The following is an 8979-nucleotide window of genomic DNA, read 5'->3' on the forward strand; positions in this document are numbered from 1 at the left end:
GGCCGGGCCCGCGTACACGCCGCGCCGAGGCCGCGGGCCCCCCCGCGCGCCGGGCGCCCGCTCCCACATTACGGGCGGGCCCGGCGACGGGAATTGTCAGACAGGCCCCAGGTCACGAACCACCCGTCAGGTCGGCGCCGAAAGGGAGCACCGGCCGGTCGGGTCCACGTGACGCAGAACACGGTGCGAAAGCCCGGCCCGAGACGTCGATGGCAGCGGCCGGCGCGGTGAGGGGCAGGTGGCGCGACGTGCGGGGCGGCTGTCGACCGGTGGGGTGGATGGGCCGTACTGGCTCGATGCGGGCTCTGTCGCGGGTGGCTGACTGTCCGTACGCTGACAAGTCAGGTAGCTTCAGGCGTGATCGACGGGGGGAACCGTCATGTCCTGGGATGATCAAGGTGCTCGTGACGGCTTCGCCGTGCCGCCGATGCCGACCGCGCCACCGCCCGGTCCGGCTCATCCGTGGCGGGCCGTCGCGGTGGCGTTGCTGAACCTCAGCGGGCTCGGGCTCGGTTATGCCGTCGTACGCCGCTGGGCGCTGATGGCCGTGTGCTGGGTCGCGACGGGGATCCTGCTTCTGGTGGCCCTGCCCGCGGACCCCGACGGAGTCCCCGGAACGGCCGTGGTGGTCTACCTCGTCTTCCTGGTGCTGGCCGCCGCGCACGGCGCGTCCGTGGGCCTGCGGAGCCGGTTGGCACTGCTGCCGAGCGCGTTGATCGCGGCCGTGGTCGGCCTCGTCCTGCTGGCCGTGCCCGCCGGCGGCGTGGTCCTGTACGACGGAGCACGTGACGAGGCGACGGAGCGCATGCTCCTCGACCGGCTCGACCGGGCCGACGAGCTGGTCGCCCGGTCCGGGAAGTCGGACTTCGCGAACGGCGAGGCCGATTATCGCCGCGCCCTGGCCGCCTACAGCGCGCTGAGCGACGACCACCCGGACTCCCGCGCGGCCCGGCGTGTGCCCGACCGGCTCAAGACCTACTACGCCACCGTCGGCGCCCCGTACGCGCGCAAGGACTACTGCGCCGCCGTACAGCCCTTGAAGTACCTCCGCACCCTGCCGGGCACCATGGGCAAGAAGGCACTGGGAGATCTCGCCGACTGGCCCGACGACCGGCTGGCGACGTCCCTCTACGAGTGCGCGGCTGCGTCCCTGAGCGGCGGGGAGGAGGGCTGGACCACGCAGTTCGGCGAGCTTCTGTCGACCTTCCCCAAGTCCGCGCAGTCCGGGAAGGTCGAACCCGCCGTGAAGAGCGCGGTCGACGAAGCGGTCGGCTCGGTGGGCGGCGACGACCCCTGTGCCGCGGTGAAGCAGCTCGACGGCCTCGCCACCCAGGTCCGTGGACTGCCCGGCGACGAGGCCGGTCTGTCCGACGCCCTCGGCCAGGACGCCGACCGGGCCTCGGGGACCGCCCGTACAGGGGCGTACGCCTGCGGCGTGGACCAGTACAAGGACAAGGACTTCAGCGAGGCCGTCACCACCATGAACGACTTCGCCAAGAACAACCCGCACCACAAGAACCGGACGCGCGCCCAGAAGATCGCCATCGCCGCGGAGGTCGCGCAGACCGTGCCCGCGGCCGGCAAGCGTCTGCCGACCACCGCGTCGGGCGGCAGCATCGCCGTCACGGTCAAGAACGACAGCCCCGACGAGATAACGGTCCTGTACACGGGACCTGTGACGGGAAGCTTCAACCTCAAGGCCTGCGGGAGCTGCACCTCGTACTCGCTGGGCAGCACGCTGGGGATCGGCTTCAAGCCGTGCAGCAACAGCGGCAAGCACTACCCGCAGCGGACCATCCGGCTGCCCGTCGGCACCACCTACTTCGTGCACAAGTCCCGCAGCGCCACTGGCAAGTCCCCCGCCTCGGACACCGCCAAACTGTCGCCGGGCTACATCTACACGGAGTGCGCGTACACCACATCGAGCTTCGGCTACTGAGACGACGGCGGGGCGCCCGGGACAGGACCGGGCGCCCTGCCGTCGCCGCAGGCCACACCCCAGGGGACCACCTCACAAGCCCCGTGGCGGCGGTGTGTGGAGCGTGTAACCGGTGGTGATCGAGCCATGTGACAACCGCGTAATGGGGCCTTCGTAGCGTCGGTGGAGAAAGGTACCGATCACACGGAGGACCGCTCGTGACCACGACCACCCAGCAGGTGCGGACGGTCTGCTCGTACTGCGGTGTCGGCTGCGGGATGGTTCTCGACGTCGCGACGGGTCCCGACGGACGGCGTACGGTCCTGAAGGCGTCCGGCGACAAGGCGCACCCCGCCAACTTCGGGCGTCTGTGCACCAAGGGCGCGACGACGGCCGACATGCTCGCCGCCCCCGGACGGCTGACCACGGCCCTCGTACGGACCGAGCGGGGAGCGGAGGCCGCGCCCGCTCCGCTCGACACCGCGATCGCCGAGACGGCCCGTCGGCTCCGGGCGCTGATCGACGAGCACGGCCCGGACGCCTTCGCGTTCTACGTGTCCGGGCAGATGAGCCTGGAGGCGCAGTACCTGGCGAACAAGCTGGCCAAGGGGTTCGTCGGGACCAACCAGATCGAGTCGAACTCCCGGCTGTGCATGGCCAGCGCGGGCACCGGATACAAGCTGTCGCTGGGCGCGGACGGCCCGCCCGGCTCGTACCAGGACTTCGAGCACGCCGACGTCTTCCTCGTGATCGGCTCCAACATGGCCGACTGCCATCCGATCCTGTTCCTGCGGATGATGGAGCGGGTCAAGTCGGGCGGCGCCAAGCTGATCGTCGTCGACCCCCGGCGCACCGCGACCGCCGACAAGGCGCACCTGTTCCTGCCGGTGCGGCCCGGAACGGACCTGGCGCTCCTCAACGGTCTGCTGCACCTGCTGTACGAGAACGGACACACCGACCCCGCGTTCATCGCCGCGCACACCGAGGGGTGGGAGGCGATGCCGGAGTTCCTGGCCGACTACCCGCCCGCCACCGTCGCCGGGATCACGGGCGTGCCCGAGGACGACCTCCGCGAGGCGGCCCGGCTCATCGGCGAGGCCGGGGAGTGGACGAGTTGCTGGACCATGGGCCTCAACCAGTCCACGCACGGCACCTGGAACACCAACGCGCTGGTGAATCTGCACCTCGCGACGGGCGCGATCTGCCGGCCCGGCAGCGGCCCCTTCTCGCTGACCGGCCAGCCCAACGCCATGGGCGGCCGGGAGATGGGGTACATGGGTCCGGGACTGCCCGGCCAGCGGTCGGTCCTGGTCGAGGAGGACCGGGCCTTCGTCGAGGAGCTGTGGGAGCTGGCCCCCGGCACGCTCCGCGAGGACGGGGCCGGCCAGGGCACGGTCGACATGTTCCGGAGGATGGCCGACGGGGACATCAAGGCCTGCTGGATCATCTGCACCAACCCGGTCGCCTCCGTGGCCAACCGCAGGACCGTCATCGAGGGTCTGGAGCGGGCGGAGTTCGTCGTCGCCCAGGACGTCTTCGCCGAGACGGAGACCAACGCTTACGCGGACGTCGTCCTGCCGGGAGCGCTGTGGACCGAGACCGAGGGCGTCCTCGTCAACAGCGAACGCAATGTGACGCTCGCCCGGCCCGCGGCGGATCCCCCCGGGGAGGCCACGGCGGACTGGAGGATCATCGCCGCCGTCGCCCGCGCGATGGGCTACGAGCGAGGTTTCACCTACGACAGCGCGGAAGAGGTCTTCGAGGAGATCAAGCGCGCCCACAACCCGAAGACCGGCTACGACCTGCGGGGCGTCAGCTACGAGAGGCTGCGGTCCACCCCGGTGCAGTGGCCCGCCGCGCGGGAGGACGGCCCCGACCGCAACCCCATCCGCTACGTGGACGGGCACGGCGGGGGTCCGGTCTTCCCGACGGCGAGCGGCCGCGCGGTGTTCCACGCCCGCCCGCATCTGCCTCCCGCCGAGATGCCGGACGACGACTACCCGTTCGTCCTGAACACCGGCCGGGTGCAGCACCAGTGGCACACCCTCACCAAGACGGGCCGGGTCGCCAAACTCAACAAACTCAACCCCGGGCCCTTCGTGGAGCTGCACCCGGAGGACGCCGCCGCCCTCGGTGTCACCGAGGGCGACTCGGTGGAGGTCGCGTCACGGCGCGGCCGGGCGGTGCTGCCCGCGGTGGTGACCGACCGGGTCCGGCCCGGCTGCTGTTTCGCTCCCTTCCACTGGAACGACCTGTTCGGTGAATACCTGAGTGTCAACGCCGTCACCAGCGACGCCGTGGACCCGCTGTCCTTCCAGCCGGAGTTCAAGGTGTGCGCGGTGTCCCTGGCCAAGGTGGCGACTCCGGTGTCGGTGACGGCGCCGCACAGGGCCGCGGTCGCCGCGACAGCGACGATCACGGGCACGGCGGTGCCCGGAGCCGGGGCCGACGCGCTCCCGGCCGTCGCGGTGACCGCCCTGTCCGCGGGGCCTCTGCCCGCCGGCCCCGCCACCGTCTTCGGGCTCGCGCCCGCCCCGCCGCCGGTCCTGGCCGCGCACGAGCGGCAGTACCTGGTGGGCTTCCTCGCCGGTCTCGCATCGGGCGCTCCCGGCGTGCCGGTACTGCCACCCGGCGCCCCGTTCAGTCCCGAGCACGCCCTGTGGGTGAACGGCGTGCTCGCCGGCATGTACTCCCGGGCCGCTCCGGGAACACCGGCCCCGGCGCCCTCCGGTCCCGTCCGGGAGGTCGTCGTCCTGTGGGCCTCGCAGACCGGCAACGCCGAGGAGTTCGCCACGGCCGCCGCCGACCGGCTCACCACCACGGGGCACAAGGCCACACTGGTCGACATGGACGACGCCCACCCGGGAGAACTGCCCGCCGGCGCCGACGTCCTCCTGATCACCAGCACCTTCGGGGACGGTGACGCGCCCGACAACGGCTCGGGGTTCTGGGACGCCCTGGCCGCCCCCGACACGCCCCGCCTGGACGGCCTGCGCTACGCCGTCCTCGCGTTCGGCGACTCCTCCTACGACGACTTCTGCGGGCACGGCCGCCGCCTCGACCAGCGCCTCGACGAACTCGGCGCCGTCCGCCTCGCCCCGCGCACCGACTGCGAGCCCGACTACGGGCCCTCGGCCACGGCCTGGCTCGACCAGGTCCTCGCCTCTCTGACCGACGCCACGGAGCCGGGCACCCCGGGGGCGTCCATTCCCCCGGCGCCGCCGTCCGTCGCACCATCGAAGAAGCCGGACCCCGTCACGGCCCGGCTCGCCGAAAACCGGCTCCTCAGTCTGCCGGGCGCGGGCAAGGAGGTCCGGCGCTTCACCTTCGACACCCGCGACAGCGAGACCCCGCTCGTCTACCAGGCCGGCGACGCCCTCGGCGTACGCCCCGTCAACTCTCCCGGTCTCGTCACGGAATGGCTGGCCACCACCGGGCTCGCGCCGGACGCCGCCGTGCGCCTCGACGGCGCCGGGGAGATGCCCTTCCACGACGCGCTGCACCGGCATCTGGACATCACCCGGATCACTCCCGGGCTGCTGCGCTTCGTCGCCGAACGCACCCACGACCGGGTTCTCAAGAAGCTGCTGCGCCCCGACAACAAGGACGAACTGGCCCAGTGGTCCTGGGGCCGTCAGGCGGTCGACCTCATCGCCGAACACCCCGTCCGGGCCGACGCCCAGGAGTGGGCCGAGGTGCTGAAGCCGCTCCAGCCCCGGCTGTACTCCATATCCTCCAGCCCGCTGACCGACCCCCACCTCGTCTCGCTCACCGTCTCCGTCGTCCGCTACGAGAACCCCGGCGGGCGAGCGCGCCAGGGCGTCTGCTCGCCCTTTCTCGCCGACGCGCCCCTCGGCACACCGGTGCCGGTCTTCGTCCAGACCTCCCCGAGGTTCAGGCCGCCGGCCGACCCCGGCACCCCCATGGTGATGGTGGGCCCCGGCACCGGGATCGCGCCCTTCATGGGTTTCCTGAACGAGCGGCGCGCGCTCGGCCACCGCGCGCCGAACTGGCTGTTCTTCGGCGAGCAGCACCGGGCCACGGACTTCTACTACGAGGACGAGCTGGACGCGTTCCTCGCCGACGGCACGCTCAGCCGCCTGGACACGGCCTTCTCCCGCGACCAGCGGGCCAAGGTCTACGTCCAGGACCGGATGCGCGAGCGCGGTCCCCAACTGTGGTCCTGGCTCCGCGACGGGGCGCACCTGTACGTGTGCGGCGACGCCTCCCGCATGGCCAAGGACGTCGACCAGGCCCTGCGGGACATCGCGGTCACCCACGGCGGCCACAGCCAGGACGGCGCCGCCGCGTACGTCAAGCAGCTCACGGCCGAGAGGCGGTACGTGCGCGACGTGTACTGACGCGCGATTCCGGTGTGCCGCACGGCTCTTGGACGACGCGGCGAAGCTTCAGACCGGCCCCGGGCCGCCGTTGGGCAGGAACCCGAGGTCGACGGGTGTCACGGGCGGGCCGTCGCGTCGTACGGCGGCCAGCAGTTCCGGAAGCCGGGGCGGCCACAGCGGCTCCGCGGGGTCCGAGAGGTCGCGCGGCGACCACCATCGGGCCCCGAGAATGCCCTCCGCCGCCTGCGAGGCGCCCAGTTCGCCACCCGGCTGCCTGCGAGGGCCGTACGCGAGGAAGATGTGCTCGTACTGCCGCACGGGGACACCGGCGCGGGTGAAGTCGTGTTCCCAGAAGCACAGCGCCGTGCCGCCGGGGGCGATGTCCGTCCAGCCGGTCTCCTCCCGCACCTCGCGCAGGGCGGCCTGGAGCGGGGTCTCCCCCGGATCCATTCCGCCGCCGGGCAGCGCCCAGTGGACGCCGACCTCCTGGTTGTCGTACCGGAACATGAAGACGGCGCCCGCCGGGTCCAGCACCGCGACTCTCGCCGCCTGCCTCGGTATCCGCATCCGTTCACCCTGGCAGAGCCGGAACCGGCTGTCGATCAGGCCGGGCGGTGTCAGGAGCAGGGGTGGCCCGGGTAGTCGTCGCTCTCCGGGACGCCCGCCTCCCGCATGCCGCTCAGCACCTCGCCCAGGGCCGACTCGTCGTCCAGGAGCAGCGGGCCGTTGGTGTCCCGGTCGAACACCATCACCCCGGTGGGCGAGTTCCAGATCACCCACCGGAGCGGGTCCGGGGACACCAGATCCGGCTCCGTAAGCGGGTCGTCGCCGTCCACCCGAGCGCTCACGGCCCGGCCTCCTCTGTCTCCAGGCCGCCGACGAACGTCGCGACCACGTCGATGTCGCCGATGCGCGAGGTCTCCACCGTCGTCGGGTCGTCCGAAAGCACCGCCAGGTCGGCGTACTTGCCCGGGGTGAGGCTTCCCAGGCTGTTCTCCCAGCGGCAGGCGAAGGCCCCGCCCACGGTGTACGCGCGCAGTGCCTCCTCCACCGTGATGCCCTCGTCCGGTCCGATCGTCCGGCCCGACGAGGAGGCCCGCTCCACCATGAACTGGACGGCGCGCAGCGGCGATCCGTCCGTCACGGGGCGGTCCGAGCTGCCGACGAGCGTGATGCCGTGCCGCAGGAAGCCCTTCCCGCGGTACAGCCAGGGTGCGCGCCCCGCTCCCATGATCGCCGCGTAGTCGTCCCCGAAGGAGCGCAGGAAGTTGGGCTGGACGACGGCGATCACGCCGAGCCGCGCGAAGCGGGCCAGTTGGTCCGGGCGGACCAGCCCCGCGTGCTCGATGCGGTGCCGTGCGTCCGGGCGTGGCTTGAGGCGCTGGGCCCGTTCGAGGGCGTCCAGGGCCACGTCGACCGCACGGTCGCCGATCGCGTGGACTGCGAGCTGCCAGCCGGCGAGATGCCCGGCGACGACAGTGTCGGCGAGCGCTTCGGGGTCGTCCTGCAACTGACCGGCGTGGTCGAGTCCTTCGTAGGGGCTGCTGAGGGCGGCCGTGCGGGCCATCATGCCGCCGTCGGTGTAGATCTTGAGCGCTCCCACGGACAGCCATGCGTCGCCGAATCCGGTGCGCAGACCGAGGTCGAGGGCGCGGGGGATGCCGTCGGACGGGTGCGCGGTGACGGGATTCAGTCGGTCGGCCGCCACCATGAGCTGCACCCGCAATGGCAATCTGCCGGTCTCGCGGGCGAGTTGGTACGCGCCGAGTTCGACCGGGCTGTGGCCGAACAGGGCGCCCGCGATTCCCGCCTCCGCGCAGGCCGTCACGCCTTCCGAGAGGCATTCCCCGGCGGCGTGGGCGATGGCGTCCGCGAGATGCTCCTGGGCGTGCGGAAGCCGCAGCGCGCGGGCGACGCCCATCGCCCCCTCGGCCAGGAACCCCTCCTCGTGCGGAAGTCCGGTGGGCAGCAGTTCCAGGACGGCGGTGCTGACCACGCAGCCGTGTCCGGAGTCGTGCGTCAGGAAGACCTTGCGTCCGCCGCTCGCCTTGTCCAGCTCGACGGCGGTCAGGTGGCGTCCCAGCGGCCGCTGGTCGTATCCCGCGAGGTTCACCCAGCCGTCCTCCGGGGCCGTGGCCGCGATGTCCGCCACGAGGGCGAGCACCTCGTCCACGGTCCGGCGTCCGGCGACGCTCGGCGTGGCCGCCTTCAACCCGGTCCAGGCCAGGTGGACATGGGCGTCGATGAACCCGGGCAGCACGGTGGCGCCCTGGAGATCCACCACCCGGCGGGCGGGCAGGGCGGCCACCTCCTCGTCCAGGCCCACGATCCGGCCCCGCCACACGCCGAGTTCACGGGCGACGGGGCGGTCGGGGTCCATGGTGAGGAAGCGCGCGTTCGTCAGTCGCGTACAGAGCATCGCCCGGGTCAGCCCGTCCGCCGCATGCTCTCCACCAGGCTCTTGGGACGCATGTCGGTCCAGTTGGTCTCGATGTGGTCCAGGCACTGCTGCCGGGGGCCGGGGCCGTGCACGACGGTCCAGCCGGCGGGCACGTCGACGAAGTCCGGCCAAAGGCTGTACTGGCCCTCGTCGTTGACGAGCACGCGGTAGACGCCGTCGGGGTTCTCGAACGGGTTGGTCATCTGTCGTTCCTCTCGGTCGGGCGGTGCGGTGGGGGTCGGGGGTGCTGTGCGGCGGGGCGTCAGGGGTCAGATGCG

At 72.1% G+C, this 8979-nt stretch carries 6 protein-coding genes; 2 read left to right on the forward strand and 4 right to left on the reverse strand.

Translation table 11 applies throughout. The features are described 5' to 3' along the window. Nucleotides 1–379: 379 nt before the first annotated feature. Both ACWEBX_RS10800 and ACWEBX_RS10805 read left to right on the forward strand, forming a co-directional pair. A complete protein-coding gene (locus ACWEBX_RS10800) occupies nt 380–1939 on the forward strand; it encodes a hypothetical protein (protein WP_451884543.1) in 1560 nt (519 codons plus the stop codon). 257 nt (nt 1940–2196) lie between these two features. After that, nucleotides 2197–6279 (forward strand): molybdopterin-dependent oxidoreductase, encoded by a 4083-nt coding sequence (locus ACWEBX_RS10805; protein WP_451884587.1) that lies wholly within the window; start codon nt 2197–2199, stop codon nt 6277–6279. 48 nt (nt 6280–6327) lie between these two features. Here ACWEBX_RS10805 and ACWEBX_RS10810 read toward each other — a convergent pair whose 3' ends face one another. The 4 genes from ACWEBX_RS10810 to ACWEBX_RS10825 are packed head-to-tail and all read right to left on the reverse strand — an operon-like array spanning nt 6328 to nt 8904. Further along, complete coding sequence (locus ACWEBX_RS10810) at nt 6328–6828, reverse strand: NUDIX hydrolase (protein ID WP_451884544.1); 501 nt, start codon at nt 6826–6828, stop codon at nt 6328–6330. A gap of 50 nt (nt 6829–6878) precedes the next feature. Continuing rightward, entirely contained in the window at nt 6879–7109 is a 231-nt protein-coding gene (locus ACWEBX_RS10815; RefSeq protein WP_451884545.1) for a hypothetical protein, read from the reverse strand. Then, nucleotides 7106–8680, reverse strand: coding sequence for an amidohydrolase (locus ACWEBX_RS10820; protein WP_451884546.1), 1575 nt, complete (start codon nt 8678–8680; stop codon nt 7106–7108). Before ACWEBX_RS10820 ends, ACWEBX_RS10815 begins: the two co-directional genes overlap by 4 nt. Nucleotides 8681–8688: 8 nt before the next feature. Next, nucleotides 8689–8904, reverse strand: a complete 216-nt coding sequence (locus tag ACWEBX_RS10825; protein ID WP_351863477.1) for an MbtH family protein — start codon at nt 8902–8904, stop codon at nt 8689–8691. Nucleotides 8905–8979 lie beyond the last annotated feature (75 nt).

It is taken from the genome of Streptomyces sp. NPDC005070, from assembly GCF_053600395.1.